This window comes from Streptomyces sp. ATexAB-D23 (assembly GCF_000373645.1).
Classification (GTDB): Bacteria; Actinomycetota; Actinomycetes; order Streptomycetales; family Streptomycetaceae; genus Streptomyces; species Streptomyces castrisilvae.
In genome coordinates, this window is record NZ_KB892003.1 from 84,591 (window position 1) to 106,654 (window position 22,064).

The 22,064-nt window shown below is 75.0% G+C and carries 2 protein-coding genes; both read left to right on the forward strand.

Translation table 11 applies throughout. The annotated features are described in order from the left end of the window. The first annotated feature begins 81 nt into the window (after window positions 1–81). Window positions 82–14,478: a non-ribosomal peptide synthetase gene (locus tag B082_RS0105355; protein WP_018550775.1), complete on the forward strand. Its 14,397-nt coding sequence runs from the start codon at window positions 82–84 to the stop codon at window positions 14,476–14,478. After that, entirely contained in the window at window positions 14,475–22,022 is a 7,548-nt protein-coding gene (locus B082_RS0105360) for a non-ribosomal peptide synthetase (RefSeq protein ID WP_018550776.1), read from the forward strand. Before B082_RS0105355 ends, B082_RS0105360 begins: the two co-directional genes overlap by 4 nt. Window positions 22,023–22,064 lie beyond the last annotated feature (42 nt).

A 22,064-nucleotide genomic window follows, 5' to 3' on the forward strand; every position in this document is an offset into this window, starting at 1 on the left:
GAAGGGTGCCACACCGGCAAGACCGGCTTCGTCCTGCCCTCTTCGTCCCCCTGAAAACTCTCCCCAAAGGTGTGTCCCGGCATGCGCGAAAACAGATCTGTCGCCTCGGAATCGGTTCTCGATGAGTTCTTCGGTACGACCATCGCCCAGCGGGGCGTCTGGTACGGGCAGCTGGTCGACCCCGGAAGCCCGAAATACAACATCGGTGAATGCTTCGAGATCCGGGGCGACCTCGACGAGACGCTATTCGCCGCAGCGGTCGACCGGGCGGCCGACCTGTGCGACAGCCTGAACCTCGAGTTCGTCACGGAGAGCGACACCGTCCGCCAGCGCGTCGTCCGCCACCCCCGGGCCGACACCGGCCGGCTCCGTACCGTGGACCTGTCCCGCGCCGCCGACCCCGCCGCCGAGGTCGAGCGCTATCTCGCCGAGGACATGGCATCCGCCGACACACTCCACCGCCCGCAGCACCACTTCGCACTGCTGCGCGCCGGAGACGGGCTGCGCTACTGGTACGTACGCTTCCACCACATAGCCGTCGACGGTCTCGGCGGCGCCGTCTTCACCCGCACCGTGGCCGACCTCTACGGCCGGGCCGTCCGGGGCGAGGACCTCGCCCGGGTCACCCTGCCCGCCGCGCCCCTGCGCGAACTCGTCGCCGACGAGGCCGCCTACCGCGACTCCGGCCGTTACGAGGCCGACCGCGCCTACTGGACCGGCAGGTTCGCCGACCTGGCACCCGGCGCCGCCGGGGAAGGCGACGACGCGCACAGCGGCAGGACCCTCATCCGCCGGCGCACCGACACGCCCGCGACACCCGGCCCCGACGGAACGGACGTACGGCTGCACACGGGCGAGACACTGCCCGTGAGCGTCCTCGACGGCCTGCGCCGGCTCGCCGCCGCCCACCGCACCACCTGGAGCGCGGTCATGGTGAGCGCCGTCGCCGCCTACACCGCCAGGGTCACCGGAAACCGCGACGTCACCGTGGGCCTGGCCTCCAACGGCCGGCACGGCGGACTGCGCCACATCGTCGGCATGACGTCCAACATCCTGCCGCTGCGCCTGACCCTCCCCGCCGACATGACCGTCGGCGCCCTGATCCGCGAGGTCGCCGCCGAGATGCGCGGCGCCCTGCGCCACCGCCGCTTCTCACGCGAACAACTCGCCCGTGAACTCGGCATGAGCGACGACGCGTCCCGCCTGACCGGCGTCGTCGTCAACATCATGGGCTACGACTACGACCTCGACCTCGCCGGTGTGCCCGCCCCTTCCCGGGTGCTGTCCATCGGCCCGGTGGACGACGTGTCGCTCTTCGTCTCCGAACGGGCCGAGGGGAAGGGGCCGCTGATCGGGTTCGACGCCAACCCCGAGCTGTACCGCCCCGAGGACGTCCAGCTGCACGAGCGGGCCGTGGTGTCCTTCGTGTCGGCCCTGGCCGACGCCGACCCCGGCCTCCTCCTGCGCGACCTGCCGCTCCTGGACGACACCGCCGTCCGGGTACTGCGCGACCAGGGGCGCGGCACAGCCCTGCGCGCACAGGCCGCCGGCCCGGATCTGTCCCGGGCGTTCCGCGCGCAGGTGCGCCGCACGCCGGACGCCCCGGCCGTCGTGGACGCGACCCTCATCGTCTCGTACCGGCAGCTGGAGCGGGCCGCCGACGTCCTCGCGGGCGCCCTGACCGGCCTGGGCATCGCCCGCGAGGACGGAGTCGGCGTGCTCGTGGGCCGTTCGGCCGCCGTGCTGACCGCCACCCTCGGCGCGGTCGCCGCCGGCGCGGCCTATGTGCCGATGGACGCCGCCTGGCCCGCCGAACGGCTCGACCGCGTCGTGGAAGCGGCCCGCGTCCGCGCCCTGATCGCCGACGAGGCGACCGCCCGCACGCCCTGGGTGCGGGCGGCGGCCGCTGCCGGTCTCCCGCTCCTCGTCGTGGACGCGCGCGGCCACGTGCTGCGCGGAACGCCACCCCGGCCGGGCCCGCTGCCCCGGACCGGCCGAGCCGACCGGCTCGCGTACGTCATGTTCACCTCCGGCTCCACCGGCCTGCCCAAGGGCGTCGGCGTCACCCACGCCGACATCCTCGCGCTGGCCGCCGACCGCACCTGGACCGGCGGCGTGTCCGACGCGGTGCTGATGCACTCCGCGTACGTCTTCGACGCCTCCACCTTCGAGATCTGGGTGCCGCTCCTCAACGGCGGCCGCGTGGTCGTCGCACCCCCCGGCGTCCTGGAGGCACGCGTCGTCCACGACATGGCGGACACGTACGGTGTCACCGCGCTGTTCCTGACGACCGCCCTGTTCAACGTGATGGCCGAGGCGGACCCGGCGGTGTTCTCCGGCCTGCGGCTGGTCGCCGCCGGCGGCGAGGCCGCGACGCCGGACCTGATGCAGCGGGCCGCCGCCGCCTCGCCCCGCACGCTCGTCCTGCACGTGTACGGCCCCACCGAGACCACCACGTTCGCCGCCCGGCACCCCGTCACCGCCGACAGCAGCGGGGTACCGCCCATCGGCCGCGCACTGGACGGCATGAGCCTGTACGTCCTGGACGACACCCTCGGCATGGTGCCGCCCGGCGTCGTGGGGGAGCTGTACGTGAGCGGTCACGGCGTCGCCCGCGGATACCAGGGCCGGCCCGCGCTGACCGCCGGCCGCTTCGTCGCCGACCCGTACGGGCTGCCGGGCTCACGCATGTACCGCACCGGCGACCTCGTGCGCTGGACCGCCGGGGGCGACATCGAGTACGTGGGGCGGGCGGACGGCCAGATCAAGCTCCGCGGATTCCGCATCGAGCCCGCGGAGACCGAGCACGTCCTGCTCACCGACCCGGACGTGCGCGGCGCCTGCGTCGTCGTACGCGAGGACGCCCCCGGCGACCGCCGGCTCGTCGCCTACGTGGTGCCCGCCCCCGGCGCCCGCCCGGACACCGCCGCCCTGGCCCGCCGGATCGGCCGCGCGCTGCCCGCGTACATGGTGCCCTCCGCCTTCGTGACGCTCGACGCCCTGCCCCTGAACCCCAACGGCAAGGTCGACCGCCGCGCGCTGCCCGCGCCGCGCACCGCCACCGGTACGGGCCGGGCCCCGCGCACCGCGTACGAGGAGGTCCTCGCCGGGCTGTTCGCCGACGTCCTCGGGGTGCACGCGGTCGGTGTGGACGACAGCTTCTTCGCCCTGGGCGGCCACTCGCTGCTCGCCGCCCGCCTCACCGGCCGGGTGCGGGCGGCCCTGGGCGTCGAACTCGCCCTGGGCACCCTCTTCGCCCACCCCACGGTCGCCTCCCTCGCCGCCGTCCTGGACACCTCCGGCCCGGCCCGGCCGGTTCTCGCGCCGCAGCCGAGACCGGACGTACTCCCGCTGTCCTTCGCGCAGCAGCGCCTCTGGTTCCTCAACCGGGCCGAGGGCCCGAGCGACACGTACAACGTGCCGCTCGTCCTCGAACTCGAAGGCCCCGTGGACACCGACGCGCTGCGCGCCGCGCTGGCCGACGTGGTCGCCCGGCACGAGAGCCTGCGCACCGTCTTCGCCGAACACGACGGCGTCCCCCGCCAGCACATCATCGACGCGGAGTCCGCCGCCTCCCTCGTACCGCTCCGCGTCGAACACCCTCCGGCCGGCGAGGCCGCCGATGACTGGGTGCGCGAGGCGGTACGCCGCCTGAGCACCGCCCCCTTCGACCTCACCGAGGACGCCGCCCTCCGCGCCCACCTGCTGTGCCCGGGACCCGCCCGGCACGTCCTGGTCCTCGTCCTGCACCACATCGTCGCCGACGGCTGGTCCCTCGCCCCGCTCAGCCGTGACCTCTCCGCCGCCTACCGGGCCAGGAGCGAGGGCACGGGCACACCCGGCTGGGCGCCGCTGCGGGCGCAGTACGCCGACTACACCCTCTGGCAGCGCCGGCTGCTCGGCGAGGACGGGGAGGCCGGCAGCCTGGCGGCCCGCCAGCTCACCTTCTGGCAGGAGGCGTTGCGCGGCAGCCCCGACCTGCTCGACCTGCCCCTGGACCGGCCCCGCCCGGCCGTGCCCAGCCACCGGGGCGCCTGCGTACCCTTCGAGCTGCCCGCGCCCGCGCACGCCGCGCTCGTCCGGCTCGCCCGCGACGCAGGGTGCACCCCGTTCATGGTGCTCCGGGCCGCCCTCGCCGTGACGCTCCGCGCCCATGGCGCCGGCACCGACATCCCGCTCGGCACGGCGGTCGCCGGGCGCACCGACGAGGTCCTGGACGATCTGGTCGGCTTCTTCGTCAACACCGTGGTTCTGCGCACGGACCTCTCCGGCGACCCGACGTTCCGCGAACTGCTCGACCGGGTCAAGGAGTTCGACATCGCGGCCCTCGGCCACAGCGACCTCCCCTTCGAGCGGATCGTGGAGGCCGTCAACCCGGAGCGGTCCGGCGACCACCACCCGCTCTTCCAGACGATGCTGGTCCTCCAGAACCAGGAGCGGGCCGAACTGGACCTGCCGGGCGTCACGGTCCACGACCGGTCCCGCCACCGCGGAGGCAGCAAGTTCGACCTGACCTTCTCACTGACCGAAGCCACCGAAGCCACCGAAGCCACCGAACCCGCCGGGACCGCCGGGACCGCCGGGGGCGACGAGCGGGGTGCGGGCCCCGGTGCCCGGGGCATCGGCGGCTATCTGGAGTACGCCACCGACCTCTTCGACGCCGCGACCGCCCGCGCTCTGTGCGCCCGCTTCGCCCACGTGCTCACCCAGGCCGTGGCCGACGCCGGCCGCCCCGTCAGCGGCCTGGACCCGCTCACCCCACCGGAGCGCGACGAACTCCTCGCCCGGGGACGCGGCGCGCCCCGCACGCCGCAGGCGCCGACCGCCCCCGAAGCCGTCCGCGAACAGGCCCGGCGCACGCCCGGCGCCGTCGCCGTGCGCGACGCGGACACCCACCTCACCTACGCCGAACTCGACGCCCGCGCCGACGCCCTCGCCCAGGTGCTGCGCGCGCGGGGCGCGGCACGGGGGACCAGGGTCGCCATCGCCGCACCGCCCTCCGTGCACACCGTGGCCGCCACGCTGGCCGTGCTGCGGGCCGGCGCCGCCCACCTGCCGGTCGACCCGCGGTACCCGCACGCCCGCATCCGCCACATGCTGGACGACGCCCGTCCCGTCCTCCTCCTCACCACCGGGGACGTACACCCGGACCTGCCCGCCGGGGACATCCCCCGGCTCGCCCTCGACGACCCGGCGCTGTGGACCGCACCCCCCACGACGCCGCTGACGGCCGCACCGCACCCGGCGGACCCCGCCTACGTCATCTACACCTCCGGGTCCACCGGCCGCCCCAAGGGCGTGGTCGTCCCGCACGCCGCCCTCGCCAACCACATGGCCTGGATGGCACGGCACCTGGCGATCACCCCGCAGGACCGCGTCCTCGCCCGCACCTCCACCAGCTTCGACGCGTCCGTCTGGGAGCTCTGGCTCCCCCTGATGAACGGCGCCGAGGTCTGCGTGCTGCCGCCCGGGGCCAACACCGAGCCGGACACGCTGGTCACCTGGATGAGCCGGTTCGGCGTCACCGTCGCCCAGTTCGTCCCCTCCCACCTGAGCCTCGTCCTGTCCGAAGCGGCCCACGCCGCGCCCCTGCCCGGCCTGCGCGCCGTCCTGTGCGGCGGCGAACCACTGCCGAACGCCCTGGCACGCGACACGGCCACGCTGTGGCAGGCCCAGGTGCACAACCTCTACGGCCCGACCGAGGCCACCATCGACGCGACCGCCCACCGAGTCCCCGCCACCGCCGGCACCCCGCACGACACGGTGCCGGTCGGCCGGCCCGTCGACACCATGCGCGCCTACGTCCTGGACGACCGGCTGCGGCCCGTACCGGCCGGGGTCACCGGCGAGCTGTACCTCTCCGGCCCCAACCTGGCCCACGGCTACCTGGGCCGGCCCGGTCTGACCGCCGCACGGTTCGTCGCCGACCCCTTCGACGGCGCCGGCGCCCGCATGTACCGCACGGGCGATCTCGTACGGTGGAACCGGGACGGGCTGCTCGCCTACGTCTCCCGCGCCGACGACCAGGTCAAACTGCGCGGCTTCCGCATCGAACCCGGCGAGATCGAGGCCGCCCTGCTGGCACGGCCCGGCGTCACCGCCGCCTGCGCCGTCATCCGGGAGGACATACCCGGCGACCTCCGCCTCGTCGCCTACGCCGTCACCACGGCCCCCGGCAGCCGACCCGCCGCGCTGCGCGACGCCCTCGCCGAAACGCTTCCGCACTACATGGTGCCCGCAGCCGTCGTCGTCCTGGACGCACTGCCGCTCCTGCCCAACGGGAAGACGGACCGGCGCGCCCTGCCCCGGCCCGAAGCGGACGCCGGGACCACCGCCGAAGGCCCGGGGCAGCACACCCCGCGCGAGGACCTGCTCGCCGGAATCCTCGCCGATGTGCTGGGACGTGCGGAGGTCCGCCCGCACGACAGCTTCTTCGACCTCGGCGGACACTCCCTCCTCGCCATGCGCGTCGTCAGCCGCGTCCGCGCGGTCCTCGGCGCCGACATCGCCGTACGCACCCTGTTCGAGCACCCGACCGTCGCCGGGCTCGCCCGGTCACTCGACTCCCAGGGACGCTCCCGCCCACCGGTGCTGCCCGTCGCGGACCGGCCCGACCCGCTTCCCCTGTCCCACGCACAGCAGCGGCTCTGGTTCCTGAACCGGCTCGAAGGCCCCAGCTCCTCCTACAACATTCCGCTCGTCCTCGACATCGGCGGCCCCCTGGACACCGTCGCCCTGCGCGCCGCACTGCGGGACGTCGTGGAACGGCACGAGTCGCTGCGCACCGTCTTCCCCGAACGCGACGGCGTGCCGCACCAGGTGGTCCTTCCCACCGAAGCGGTCGTCCCGCGCCTGCCGCTGCTCCGCACGGCCCCCGCCGAGCTGGAAGCGGCGGTCCTGGACGCCGTGGGCGAGCCGTTCGACGTGCTCACCGACCCGCCGCTGCGCGCCCTGCTCCTGCGCACCGCACCCGGCCGCCACGTCCTCGTGCTCGTCCTGCACCACATCGCGGGCGACGGCTGGTCCCTGGCCCCGCTCGCCCGCCATCTCGGCGACGCCTACCGGGCCCGGCTCGCCGGCCACCGGCCCGAGGCGGCCAGCCCGCTCCAGTACGCCGACTACACCCTGTGGCAGCACACCGTCCTGGGTGACGCGGACGCCCCCGGAAGCGTGCTGCGCGAGCAGCTCGACCACTGGCACACCGCGCTCGCCGGCCTGCCCGGCCTGATCGACCTGCCGCTGGACCGGCCGCGTCCCGTCACCACCGACCCCTCGGGGGCCGTCCACAGCTTCGACGTACCGCCCGAACTGCACGCACGGCTCCTGCGCCTGGCGAGGGAGTCCGGCAGCACCCTGTTCATGGTGCTCCAGGCGGCGGTCGCCACCCTGCTGCACCGGCACGGCGCGGGTGACGACATCCCGCTCGGCACCCCCGTCGCCGGCCGCACGGACGAGGCGCTGGAGGACCTGGTCGGCTTCTTCGTCAACACCCTGGTCCTGCGCAACGATCTCGCGGGCAACCCGACCTTCGGTGAACTCCTCGCCCGCGTCCGGGAGTTCGACCTCTCGGCCTACGCGCATCAGGACGTGCCCTTCGAGCGGCTCGTCGAGAGCCTCAACCCGGTCAGGGCACGCAACCACCACCCCCTCTTCCAGACCATGCTGGTCCTGCAGAACCAGGAGGCGGTCCGGCCCGAACTGCCGGGCCTCACGGTCGAGGACCGGCTCGTCCACAACGGCCTGAGCAAGTTCGACCTGACCTTCGCGTTCGGCGAGGAGAACGGCGGCGGTCTGACCGCCGGGATCGAGTACGCGACCGCCCTCTTCGACCGCGCCACCGCCGAAGCCCTCGCGGACCGTCTGCTCATCCTCCTCGGACAGGTGACGGCCGACGCCGGCCTGCCGCTGGCGGACTACGACCTGCTGACGGCGGAGGAACACGGCCGCGTCACCCACTGGGGCACCGGCCGCGAGCTCCCCGCCCCCGCACCGCAGACCACCCTGCCCGCGCTCTTCGCCGCGCAGGCACACCGCACCCCGGACGCCGTGGCCGTATCGGACGACGGCACCTGCCTCACGTACACCGGACTCGACCAGGCATCCCTGGCACTCGCCCATGCCCTGGCGGGTCTGGGGGCCGGACCCGAGACCGGCGTCGGCGTACTGCTCGGCCGCTCCCCGGCCGTCGTGACCGTGTCGCTCGGCGCTGTCCGCGCGGCCGCCGCGTACGTCCCGATGGACGCGCGCTGGCCCCGGGAACGGCTCGAACAGGTCACCGACGTGGCGGACGTGCGGGTCCTCGTCGTGGACGAACAGGCCGCGGCCACCGCCTGGGTGCGGGAGACGGCCCAGCGGATCCCGGTCCTGGTCGTGGACCGGACCGGCCGCGTCCTGCGCGGCGCGCCCCCGGCACCCGGCCGCCCCGCCGGCGTACCGGGGCCCGACAGCCTCGCGTACGTCATGTTCACCTCCGGCTCGACCGGCCTGCCCAAGGGCGTCGGCGTCACCCACGCCGACGTGGCGGCGCTGACGGCGGACTCCGCCTGGCGGGACGGCGCGGCCGACGCGGTCCTGATGCACTCCGCGTACGTCTTCGACGCCTCCACCTTCGAGATCTGGGCCCCGCTCCTGCACGGCGGCAAGGTCGTCGTCGCACCCGACGGCGTCCTGGAGGCCCGCGTCCTTGGCGACGCCGTCCGTGAACAGGGGGTGACCGCGGTCTTCCTGACGACGGCCCTGCTCAACGTGATCGCCGACACCGGACCCGGCGCGTTCGCCGGCCTCCGCCTCGTCTGCGCCGGAGGCGAACTGGCCTCACCGGACGCCATGCAGCGGGTCGCGGGCGCCGCACCCGGCGTACGCGTCCTCCATGTGTACGGGCCCACCGAGACCACCACCTTCGCCACCCGCTACGACGTGACCGCCGACCTGCCGTCGGGGCCGCCGCCCATCGGGCGCCCCCTGGACGGCATGCGGCTGTACGTCCTCGACGACTCCCTCGGGCCGGTGCCCGCAGGGGTCACGGGCGAGCTGTACCTCGCGGGGCGCGGCCTCGCCCGTGGATACACCGGGCTGCCGGCCCTGACCGCGACCCGGTTCGTCGCCGACCCGTTCGACCCGGCGGGCGGGCGCATGTACCGCACCGGCGACCTCGTCCGGTGGACCGGGGACGGGCAGATCGCCTACGTCTCCCGCGCCGACAGCCAGGTCAAACTGCGCGGCTACCGCATCGAGCCCGGCGAGATCGAATCCGTGCTGGCCTGCTGCGAAGGCGTCGCCGACTCCTACACCGTCGTCCGCGAGGACGTCCCCGGCGACCGCCGGCTCGTCGCCTACGTGGTGCCCACGGACTCCGCCCGCCCCGACCCCGCCGACCTCGCCGAAGCCGTCGCCCGGTCCCTGCCCGCCTACATGGTGCCCGCCGCGTTCGTCCTGCTCGACGCGCTGCCGCTCACCGTCAACGGCAAGGTGGACCGCCGCGCCCTGCCCGCGCCCGAGCACCGCGCCGCGCCACGCGGGCGCGCCGCCCGCACCCCGCGCGAGGAGATCCTCTGCGGGCTCTTCGCCGATGTGCTCGGCATCCGGGAGGCGGGCGTGGACGACGACTTCTTCGCCCTGGGCGGCCACTCCCTGCTCGCCACCCGGCTCGTCGCCCGCATCCGGACCGCGCTCGCCGTCGAGGTCCAGGTCAAGGCCGTCTTCGAACACCCCACGCCGGCCGCGCTCGCCGCCACGCTGGCCGGCGCCGAACCGGCCGGCAGCGCGTTGGAGCCGGCCCGGCACCGGCCCGATCCGCTGCCGCTGTCCTTCGCGCAGCAACGCCTGTGGTTCCTCAACAGATTCGAGGGACCCAGCGCCACCTACAACGTGCCGCTGGTGCTCCGCCTGGACGGACCGCTCGACGCGAAGGCCCTGGAGCGCGCACTCGGGGACGTCGTGGAACGCCACGAGAGCCTGCGTACCGTCTTCCCCGAGACCGACGGGGTGGCCCGTCAGCTTGTCCTCGACGCGGCCGGCGCCGACCTGGACCTGACACCCCGGGACATCGACCCGTCCCGCCTGGAGGAGGTGCTGACCGCCGAGGTGGCGCACGCCTTCGACGTGCGCACCGACCTCCCGGTGCGCGCCAGGCTGCTCGGGATCGGCGCCGACTCCCACGTCCTGGTCCTTCTCGTCCACCACATCGCCGGAGACGGCTGGTCGCTCGCCCCGCTGGCCCGCGACCTCGGCGACGCCTACCGTTCCCGGATCCACGGCGAGGAGCCCACCTGGCCACAACTGCGCGTCCAGTACGCCGACTACACCCTGTGGCAGCGCGCCCTCCTCGGCGAGGCGGACGACACCGCCGGCAGGGGCGCGCGCCAGCTGGACTTCTGGCGCACCGCCCTGGCGGACGCACCCGGTCTGCTCGCCCTGCCCCTGGACCGGCCGCGCCCCGCCGTCATGACCTACCGCGGGGACGCGTTCACCTTCCCCGTCGGCGCGGACACGCACCGGGCACTCGCGGAGCTGGCCCACGCCCGTGGGTGCAGCCTCTTCATGGTGCTCCAGGCCGCCCTGTCGGTCCTGCTCTCCCGGCACGGGGCGGGCGAGGACATCCCGCTGGGCACCGCCGTCGCCGGGCGCACCGACGAAGCGCTGGACGACCTGGTGGGCTTCTTCGTCAACACCCTCGTCCTGCGCGCCGACCTGACGGGCGACCCCGCCTTCACCGAAGTGCTCGACCGCGTACGGGCGTTCGACCTGGCCGCCTACGCCCACCAGGACGTGCCGTTCGAGCGGCTGGTGGACGCGCTCAGCCCGGACCGGGCGCAGGACCACCACCCGCTGTTCCAGACGATGATCGTCCTCCAGAACCAGGCGGACACCTCGCTCGGCCTGCACGGTCTCACCGTGACCGAACAGCCCGTACGCACCGGCATCAGCAAGTTCGACCTCACCTTCACCTTCACCGAGACCCGCGACGAGGCGGGCCGGCCCGCCGGTCTCGACGGAGTCCTGGAGTTCTCCACCGACCTCTTCACCCACACCACCGCACACGCCCTGGCCGCACGCCTGACCCGCCTGCTCGCCTCGCTCGCCGCCGACCCCGACGGACCCGTCCGCACCGCCGCGTTCCTCGACACGGACGAACGCGCGGCGCTGGAGCGGGCCTCCCACGGCCCGGTCCGGCCCATCCACACACGTACCGCCCCCGAGGCGTTCCGCGCACAGACCGCCCGGACCCCCGGGCGGACCGCCGTCCGGGCCGGCGCGCGGCGGCTCACCTTCGGCGAACTGGACGCCCTGTCCGACGCCCTGGCCGGGCACCTGCACGCGCGGGGCATCGGCCGCGGCGATCTCGTCGCCCTCGCCGCCGAAGGGACCGTCGAGCAGGTCGTCGCGATGCTCGCGGTGGCCAAGGCCGGGGCCGCCTGCCTGCCCGTCGACCTCGACTACCCCGAGGCACGCGTCACCCACATGCTGGACGACGCGCGCCCGGCGCTGTTCCTCGTCCACGGCGCCGCCCGCTTCACCGACGTGCCCCTCCTCGCGCTCGACGACCGGACCGCCTGGGCCACCGGAAGCGCCCCGCCCCCCGCGGCCGCGCCGGAGCCGGACGACGCGGCGTACGTCATCTACACCTCGGGCTCCACCGGGCGGCCCAAGGGTGTCGTCGTCACCCACGCCGCCCTGGCCAACCACATGGCGTGGATGGCCCGCCATCTGGCCCTGACCGACGAGGACCGGGTCCTCGCGCGCACCTCGCCCAGCTTCGACGCCTCGGTGTGGGAGACCTGGCTGCCCCTGCTCCACGGCGGCGCGACCTGCCCCGTCCCGCCCGCGCTCAACCACGACCCCGCCGGGCTGCTGGCGCGGATGCGCGAGGAGGGCGTGACCATCGCCCAGTTCGTGCCCTCGCACCTGTCCCTGCTGCTCACCGAGACCGGCCCCGACGACGCGCCCACCACCCTGCGGGCCGTCGCCTGCGGCGGCGAACCCCTGCCCCGGGCCCTGGCCGTACGAGCCGGCCGCACCTGGCGGGCCGCCGTGCACAACCTCTACGGGCCCACCGAGACCACCATCGACGCCACCGCCCACCACCTCCGCGCCGAGGCGGACGACAGCACGGCGGACGAGGGCGGCGTCCCCCTCGGCCGCCCCGTCGACAACACCCGCGCCTACGTCCTGGACGCCGCGCTGCGGCCGGTCCCGCCGGGAGTCACCGGCGAACTCCACATCGCGGGCGACGGCCTCGCCCGCGGCTACCTGGGCCGCCCCGCCCTGACCGCGACCCGGTTCGTCGCCGACCCCTTCGGCCCGGCGGGAAGCCGCATGTACCGCACCGGCGACCTCGTCAGACAGGACACCGGGGGACTGCTCCACTACGTCTCCCGCGCCGACGACCAGGTCAAGCTGCACGGTTTCCGCATCGAACTCGGCGAGATCGAGGCCGCCCTCACCGCGGTCGACGGCATCACCGCCGCCTGCGCACTCGTCCGCGAGGACCGGCCGGGCGAACGGCGCCTGGTCGCCTACACCGTGGCCAGCGCCCCGCTCACCGACGGGGCACTGCGCGGCCGGCTGACGTCGGCACTGCCGCCCTACATGGTGCCCGCCGCCTTCGTGGCCCTCGACGCGCTGCCGCTCCTGCCGAACGGCAAGACGGACCGCGCCGCCCTGCCCGCCCCGGCGCTCCCCGCCCCCGGCCGGCCCGGCGGGCAGCCGCGCACCGCCGCGGAACGCGCCCTGTGCGACGCCTTCGCCTCCGTACTGCGCGCCGCCGCCGTCCGCACCGACGACGACTTCTTCGCGCTCGGCGGCGACAGCATCCTGTCCATCCAGCTCGTCAGCCGCGTACGGGAAGCAGGGCTCGCCGTCACACCCCGCGACGTCTTCGCCCACCGCACCCCCGAGGCCATCGCGGCCGTCGCCGCCCCGCTCGACAGCAGCACCACCGAACCGGCCGGCCACGGTACCGGCGAGATGCCGCCGACCCCCATCGCCGCCTGGCTCCTGGAGCGCCCCGGCACGACGGACGGCTACAACCAGTCCGGGGTCCTGAGCACCCCCGCCGGAGCCGACGAGGACACCCTCGCCGCAGCCCTCCAACTGCTCGCCGACCACCACGACATGCTCCGCCTGCGCGTCACCCGCACCGCCGGGGGCGACCCCGTCCTGCGCACGCTGCCGCCCGGCACCGTGCCGGCCCGGCGCCGCCTGACCCGCGTCGACATCACCGGGCTCGACGCGGACGCCGTCCGCGGCGTCCTCACCGAGGCGGGCGAACGGGCCCGCAGGCGCCTGCGGCCCTCGGCCGGGTCCGTGTTCGAAGCCGTGTGGGCCGACGCCGGACCCCGGGAACGCGGCCGGCTGCTCCTGGTCGTGCACCACCTGGCCGTCGACGCGGTCTCCTGGCGCGTCCTCGCCGAGGACCTGGCCCGCGCCTGGCAGGCGGCCAACCGGGCGACGGCCGCCGGGACGGCACCCGGCCCGGACACCGCGCTGCCCGCCGCGACCACCTCCTACCGGCGCTGGGCGCAGCTCCTCACCGAGCAGGCCACCGGCACGGAACGGCAGGCCGAACTCCCGTTCTGGGAGGAGGCACTGAAAACACCCGACCCGCAGCTCGGATACCGGCCGCTCGACCCCTACCTGGACACCGCCGACGGGACGCGCACCCTCGTCGCCCATCTGCCCGCCACCTGGACGAAGCCCCTGCTCACCACAGTGCCGGGCGCCTTCCACGCCGGAGTCGACGACATCCTGCTCACCGGACTCGCCCTCGCCGTCAACGCCTGGCGGGCCCAGCGGCCCGGCTCCCCCCGGCCGGACACCGCCGTCCTGCTCGACCTGGAGAGCCACGGCCGTGAACAGATCGCCGGCCACATCGACCTGTCCCGCACGGTCGGCTGGTTCACCAGTCTCCACCCGGTCCGGCTCGACCCCGGACCGCTCGACGGACGTGACCCGGCACGCTTCGGCGCCGCGCTCGTTGAACGTGCAGTGAAGCGTGTCAAGGAGCAACTGCGGGCCGTCCCCGACCACGGCGTCGGCTACGGCATGCTGCGCCACCTCAACCCCGCTACCGGCCCCCGGCTGGCCGCCGCCGCACCCCAGATCGGCTTCAACTACCTGGGGCGGTACGCGGCGGCCGGGACGGCGGCGGCCGGCGACTGGGACGTCCTGCTCGACGCGGGCGGGCCGCGCAGCCAGGATCCCGACATGCCTGTCCACCACGTCCTGGACATCAACGCGCACACCGAGGACCTGCCGGACGGCCCCCGCCTGGTGGCCCGCTGGACCTGGCCCAGCGACCTCCTGAAGGAGGAGGACGTGGGCGCCCTGGCCGACGCCTTCACGCGCGCCCTGCGAGCCATCGCGGAGCATGCCGAACAGCCCGGAGCAGGCGGCTACACGCCGTCCGACCTTCCTCTGGTCTCGCTCAACCAGAACCAGATCGACCGACTGCAGAACAAGTGGGGTGGACGCAAGTGAACGGGTTCCAACTGGAGGACGTACTCCCCCTGACGCCGTTGCAGGCCGGCATGTACTTCCACGCCCTCTACGACTCCCACGCCGTGGACGTCTACACCGCGCAGTTCGTCTTCGACGTCGAGGGCCCCGTCGACGTCCCCGCCCTGCGCGCCGCCATCGGAGCCCTGCTGCGCCGCCACGCCAACCTCCGCGTGGGCTTCCTCCACGAGGACCTGGACGAGCCCGTGCAGGCGGTCGCGGCCGAGGTCCCCGTCCCCCTGGAAGAACTGGACCTGACCGGCCCGGACCCGGACGCCGACGCGCCACAGCGGCTGACGGCCTTCCTCGCCGCCGACCGCACGCGCCGCTTCGACCTGGCCACCCCGCCCCTGATGCGGTTCACCCTCGTGCGCACCGCACCGGGGCGGCACCGCCTGGTCATGACGAGCCATCACATCCTGTTCGACGGCTGGTCGCTGCCCCTGCTCGTACGGGAGCTGTTCGAGCTGTACGCCTCCGGCGGCGACGACAGCGCCCTGCCCCGCGTCACCCCCTACCGCACCTACCTCGTGTGGCTCTCCCAGCAGGACCGCGCCGCCGCCCTCGAAACCTGGACCGCCGCCCTGGCGGGAATCGAGACGCCGACCCTCCTCGCCGGTCCGGGCGCCGGGGAAGGCCCCGGCTCGGCCGAGCTGCCCGAGACGCTCGTCCTCGACCTGGACACGGAGACGACGCACCGCCTGCGCGAGACGGCCCGCGCCCACCGCCTCACCCTCAACACCCTCGTGCAGGGCGCCTGGGGGCTGCTGCTCGGCCACCTCACCGGCCGGTCCGACGTGGTGTTCGGCGCCACCGTCTCCGGACGCCCGCCGGAGATCCCCGGCATCGAGTCCATGGTCGGCCTGTTCATCAACACCGTCCCCGTACGGCTCTGCCCCGCACCCGGCGAGACCCTGGCCGGGCTGCTGACCCGGCTCCAGGAGGAGCAGGGCCGGCTCCTGGACAGCCGGCACGTGGGCCTGAGCGACATCCGGGGCGTCACCCACCTGGACGAACTCTTCGACACACTGGTCGTGTTCGAGAACTACCCGATGGACGACGAGGCCCTGCGCACCGCCCAGCGCGGACTGCCCGGACTCACCGTCACCGGATTCAGCGGCACCGACGCCGCCCACTACCCCCTCACCCTCACCGTCGCGCCGGGGGAGACCCTGCGGATCACCTTCGGCTACCGGCCCGCCGTGCTCGACCGGCAGGAGGTGGCCCACACCGTCTCCCGCCTGCGGCACCTGCTGACCGCCATGGCCCGGGGCCTCGACGGCCGCGCCGACACCGCGCCCGTCCTGCTGGACGGCGAGCACGAGCACCTGATCGCCCAGGGGACGGGCGACGGACTCCCCAGCGGGACAACGGCCGTGAGCATCCCCGCGGCCGTCGCCGAGCGCGCCCGCCGCCACCCGGACGCGGTGGCCGTGTCCGGGGCGGGCGAGCGGCTGACGTACGGGCAGCTCCAGAGCCTCGCGGACGACCTCGCGGGCGCGCTCACCGGGCTGGGGACCGGCCCCGAGGACGGCGTCGGCATCCTCGTCGCCCGCTCGGCCGCCACCGTCACCGCCTCGCTCGCCGCCCTGCGCGCGGGCGCCGCCTACGTCCCGCTCGACCCGCGCTGGCCCACCGAACGGCTCAACCGCGTCACCGAGGTCGTCCCCCTGAAGGTCCTCGTCGTCGACGAGACGACCCGCACCCTCCCGTGGGTCCGCCGGCTCGGCGCCGGGACCGCCGTGCTGAGCGTCGACGCGGCGGGCCGGGTCCACACCGGGGGCCCGGCCGCCCCCGGCGCGCTCCCCGAGGCCACGGGCGGCCACCGCCTGGCGTACGTGATGTTCACCTCCGGCTCCACCGGACTGCCCAAGGGCGTCGGCGTCACCCACGGCGACGTCGCCGCCCTGGCGGCCCACCGGGGCTGGGGCGACGGCGCCGCCGACGCCGTCCTGCTGCACTCCGCGTACGTCTTCGACGCCTCCACCTTCGAGATCTGGACCCCGCTCCTCAACGGAGGCCGCGTCGTCGTGGCACCCGAAGGACCGCTCCAGCCCTCCGCGCTCCGGGACCTGGTGGCCCGGCACGGCGTCACCGCCGCCTTCCTGACGACGGCCCTGTTCAACGTCCTGGCCGACACCGACCCGGACTGCCTCGGCCAACTGCGCCTGGTCGCCGCCGGAGGCGAGGCCGCCGCCCCCGGAGCCATGCAGCGCCTCGCCGCCGACCACCCCGGCACCACCGTCCTGCACGTCTACGGGCCCACCGAGACCACCACCTTCGCCACCGCCCACCACGTACGCCCCGACGACGCCCCCGGTGGCGCGGCCCCCATCGGACGCCCGCTCGACGGCATGCGCGCCTACGTCCTGGACGCCGGGATGCGGCCCGTGCCGCCCGGAGCCGAGGGCGAGCTGTACCTCGCGGGCCCCGGCGTCGCCCGCGGCTACCTGGGCCGGCCCGCCCTGACCGCCACCCGCTTCGTCGCCGACCCCTTCGACCGGGCGGGCGGCCGGATGTACCGCACCGGCGACCTGGTGCGCCGCGACGGCGACGGCGGCCTGACCTACGTGGCGCGCGCCGACCAGCAGATCAAACTGCGCGGCCACCGCATCGAACCCGCCGAGATCGAAACGGTCCTGCGCGACCACCCGGCGGTGCGCGCCGCCTGCGTCCTCGTACGCGAGGACCTGCCGGGCGACCGCACCCTCACCGCCTACGTCGTCCCCGCCGACGGCGAGACGCCCGACCCGGGACTGCTCGCCGCCCACGTCGGCCGCCTGCTGCCCGCGTACATGGTGCCCGCCGTCATCCAGCCCCTCGACGCACTGCCCCTGACCCCCAACGGCAAGATCGACCGGGCCGCCCTGCCCGCCCCCACGGGACCGCGCACCGTCGCCGGACGCGCGCCGCGCAGCGCGATGGAGGAGATCCTCGCCGGGCTGTTCGCCGACGTGCTCGGCGTGCCCCGCGTCGGCACCGACGACAGCTTCTTCGCCCTCGGCGGCCACTCCCTGCTCGCCACCCGTCTCGTGGGCCGCATCCGCACCGCCCTGCACACCGAGACCGACATCCGCACCCTCTTCGAACACCCCACCGTCGCCGCGCTCGCCACCGCGCTGGAGGGCGCGGACGGCACCACCCGCCCGGCCCTCGTCCCGCAGCCGCGCCCCGCCACGCTCCCGCTGTCCTACGCCCAGCAGCGCCTGTGGTTCCTGCACCGGCTCGACGGCCCCTCCGCCACGTACAACATCCCGCTCGCCGTGCGCATCGACGGACCGCTCGACGCGGACGCGCTGTGCCGGGCCGTGGCCGACATCATCGGCCGGCACGCCGCCCTGCGCACCGTCTTCCCCGAGGGCGACGACGGACCGCACCAGCACATCACCGCACCCGACGACGTCCTCATCCCGTTCGCGATGGAGGCCGTCGACGAGGCCAAGCTCCGCCACCGGGTCGCGGCGGCCACCGCCGAACCCATCGACATCGAGCGCAGCCTGCCCCTGCGGGCCACCCTCCTGCGGCTGACCCCCGACGCCCACGTCCTGGTCCTCGTGGTCCACCACATCGCCGCCGACGGCACCTCCCTGGCCCCTCTCGCCCACGACCTGGGCGCCGCCTACCGGGCCCGCGTCCGCGGCGAGGAACCCTCCTGGGCGCCGCTGCCCGTCGACTACGCCGACCACACCCTGTGGCAGCGCGACCTGCTCGGCGAGGAACAGGACGCCGACAGCCTCGTATGCCGTCAGCTCGCCCACTGGAAACACGCGCTGGACGGGCTCCCGGAAGCCGTCGAGCTGCCCTGGGACCGGCCGCGCCCCGCCACCTCCCGGCACACCGGGGCCACCCTCGGCTTCTCGGTCGACCCCGCCACGGCCCGCCAGGTCACCGAACTCGCCCGCGCCTGCGGATGCAGCGTCTTCATGGTGCTCCAGGCCGCCCTGGCGACGGTCCTGTCCCGGCACGGCGCCGGGGACGACATCCCCCTGGGCACCGCCGTCGCCGGACGCACCGACGAAGCCGCGTCGGGTCTCGTCGGCTTCTTCGTCAACACGCTCGTCCTGCGCACCGACCTCAGCGGCGACCCGACCTTCCGCGAACTCCTCGGCCGCGTGAGGGAATTCGACCTGGCGGCGTACGCCCACCAGGACGTGCCCTTCGAGCGCCTGGTCGAACTGCTCAACCCCGCGCGCGCCCAGAGCCACCACCCGCTCTTCCAGACCATGCTGGTCCTCCAGAACCAGGCGTCCGCCGCCGTCGACCTGCCGGGCCTCACCGTCTCCGGGGTGCCCGCCGAGGCCGAAGTCAGCAAGTTCGACCTGTCGTTCGCCTTCACCGAGACCTACGACGAGACCGGCGCCCTCGACGGCATGCGGGCCACCGTCGACTACGCGACCGAACTGTTCGACGCGCCGACCGTCCACGGCCTCGCGGACCGCCTCGTCCTGCTGCTCGGCGCCGTCACCGCCGACCCGGACCGGCCCGTGCACACGTACGACCTGCTCACCCCCGCCGAGCACCGCCGCCTCACCGCCCTCGGCACCGGGCCCGACGACGGCCTGCCCGCCGCCACCGTCCCCGCGCTCTTCGAGGAGTGGGCCCGGCGCACCCCCGACGCCCCGGCGGTCCGCGACGCGCACACCACCCTCAGCTACGGCGAACTCGACGCACGCGCCGACGCCCTCGCCCGGCACCTCGCCGACCGGGGCGTCGGCCCCGAGGACCGGGTCGCCGTCGCCCTGCCCCGCACCCATCACCTCGTCGTGGCCCTGCTCGCCGTCCTCAAGGCCGGCGCCGCCTACGTGCCACTGGACCCCGACTACCCGGCCAAGCGCCTGTCCTACATGCTCGACGACGCGAACCCGCGCCTGCTCCTCACCACCCCCGCGATCCACGACCGCCTCCCCGGGAGCGCGGTGCCGCACCTGTACACCGACGACCTCGGCACCGACGGGCGCACACCCACGGGAGCCCGCGCCCACCCGGCCAACCCGGCGTACGTCATCTACACCTCCGGCTCCACCGGCCGCCCCAAGGGTGTCGTCGTCACCCACCGCGGCGTCCGGGCCATGGCCAGGACCCAGAGCGAGCGGCTGCGCGTCGGGCCCGGCAGCCGGGTGCTGCACATGGCGTCGGTCAGCTTCGACGCCGCGTTCTGGGAGCTGTGCATGGGCCTGCTCTCCGGAGCCTGCCTGGAGATCGACACACGCGAAGCCCTGCTGCCCGGCCCTGCCCTGGCCGCACTCGTACGCGAACGGGGCGTCACCCACCTGACCATCCCGCCCGCCGCACTGGCCGTGATGCCGCCGGACTCCCTGCCCACCGGCCTCACGATGGTGCTCGCGGGCGAGGCGTGCCCGCCCGCCCTGGTGCACGCCTGGGCCAAGGACCGCTTCCTCGTCAACGCCTACGGCCCGACGGAGACCACCGTCTGCGCCACCATGAGCGCGTTCCAGCACGCGGAGGGGCCGCTCGCCCCCGACCGCACCGTCCCCATCGGCGCCCCCGTCGACGGCACCCGCGTCCACGTCCTGGACGACCGGCTGGCCCCCGTACCGCCCGGCGTCGTCGGCGAGCTGTACGTATCGGGCGAGGGAATCGCACGCGGCTACCTCGGCCGGGCCGGCCTCACCGCGACCCGCTTCGTCGCCGACCCCTTCGACCGAGCCGGCGGCCGCATGTACCGCACCGGCGACCTCGTGCGGTGGACGACGGACGGCCGCCTCCTGTACGTCTCCCGCGTCGACGACCAGGTCAAGCTCCGCGGCTTCCGCATCGAACTCGGCGAGATCGAGGCCGCGCTCACCGCCCTGCCCGGCGTGGCCGCGGCCTGCGTCACCGTCCGCGAGGACCGTCCGGGCGACCGGCGCCTCGTCGCGTACACCGTCGCCGACGAGGACACACCAGACCCGGACTGGGCCGAGCTGCGCGGCCATCTCGCCGCCGTCCTGCCCGACCACATGGTCCCCGCCGCCCACGTCCGCCTCGACGCCCTCCCCGTGACCCCCAACGGCAAGACCGACCGGCGCGCGCTGCCCGCCCCCGGCAGCCCGGTGGCGGCCGGCGGCCGGGCTCCCCGCACCGCCCGGGAACGCGCCCTGTGCGAGGTCTTCGCCCAGACGCTCGGCCTGCCCGAAGTGGGTGTCACGGACGACTTCTTCGCCCTGGGCGGCCACTCCCTGCTCGCCGTGACCCTGGCCCGCCGGATCGGGGAGCGGTGCGGCCGGCGACCCTCCCTGCGGGCCCTGTTCGCGACGCCCACCGTCGAGGGCGTCGACCGTCTGCTGGGCCGAGCGCCGGGGGAGGGGGAGCAGGAGGACGCCCCTGCCCCCGACCTCGCCGCCGAGGTCGCGCTCGCCCCCGACATCACCGGCGCCCGCCGGAGCCCCGCTCGGCCCGACCCCGCACGCCGGCCCGCCCGCCCCGCCGCCCGGCCCCTGCTCACCGGAGCCTCCGGCTTCCTCGGCGCGTTCCTCCTGCGGGACCTGATCGAGGCCACCGAAGGACCCGTCGACTGCCTCGTACGGGCTGCGAGCCCCGAGAGCGCGGCGCAGCGGCTCCGGGCCAATCTGGAGCACTACGGCCTGTGGCGCCCCCGGTACGAGGACCTGATCCACCCCGTCCCAGGCGACCTCGCCGCCCCCGGTCTCGGCATCGAACCCGACGAGCGGACCGCCCTGGCCCGCCGGCTCGGCCCCGTCCTGCACAACGGGGCACGCGTCAACTTCGCCGCCCCGTACGGCGATCTGCGCGCCCCCAACGTGGCCGGCACCGAGGAACTGCTGCGCCTCCTCGCCGACTCCGACTCGCCAGGGATGCACTACATCTCCACCACCGGAGTGTTCGCCCCGGCGCGCGGCACCGACCCCGCCCCCCTCACCGAGGCGTCCCCGACCGGCCCGGCGGCCGACCTGCCCGACGGGTACGCCCGGAGCAAGTGGGTCGCCGAGCAACTCGTCGGCCTCGCCCGTGACCGGGGGCTGCCGGTGACCGTCCACCGCCCCGGCCGGATCAGCGGTGACACCGCGACCGGAGCCTGCCAGGACCGCGACCTGCTGTGGCAGCTCATCAAGGGCTGCCTCCAGGCCGGAGCGGTGCCGGACCTGCCGTACGGGACGACCGACTGGGTGCCCGTGGACTACGTGAGCGCGGCGGTCGTCGCACTCGGCGCGTCCGGTGGGGGTGCGGCGGAGACCTACCACTACACCAACCCGGACGCGCCGTCCCTGGACCGGGTCTTCGAGGTGGCGGCCGGCCTCGGCTACGCGCTGCGCACCGTGTCCCCCGAGGAGTGGCGGGCCCGCGTGGCGGAGCACCCCGACAACGCCGCGCAGCTGTTCCTCGGGGACGACGGTCAGTCCGGGAACGACGAGGCGGACCACCGCCGCTTCGACTCGCGCCGCACCAGCCGGGCGGCCGAGGCGGCGGGCGTGAGCCAACCGCCCCTCACCGACGACGTCCTGGGCCGCTACCTGACGTACTTCCAGGTCTCGGGCTTCCTGCCGACCCCCGGAGCACGGCCCTAGGTGTTCCGTCCGGCGGACGCGTTCGTACGCGCGGCGGCGAGG

Excerpts from the sequence above, each read along its gene's own strand:
- B082_RS0105355 (WP_018550775.1), top strand. The coding sequence starts at position 82 with ATGCGCGAAAACAGATCTGTCGCCTCGGAATCGGTTCTCGATGAGTTC.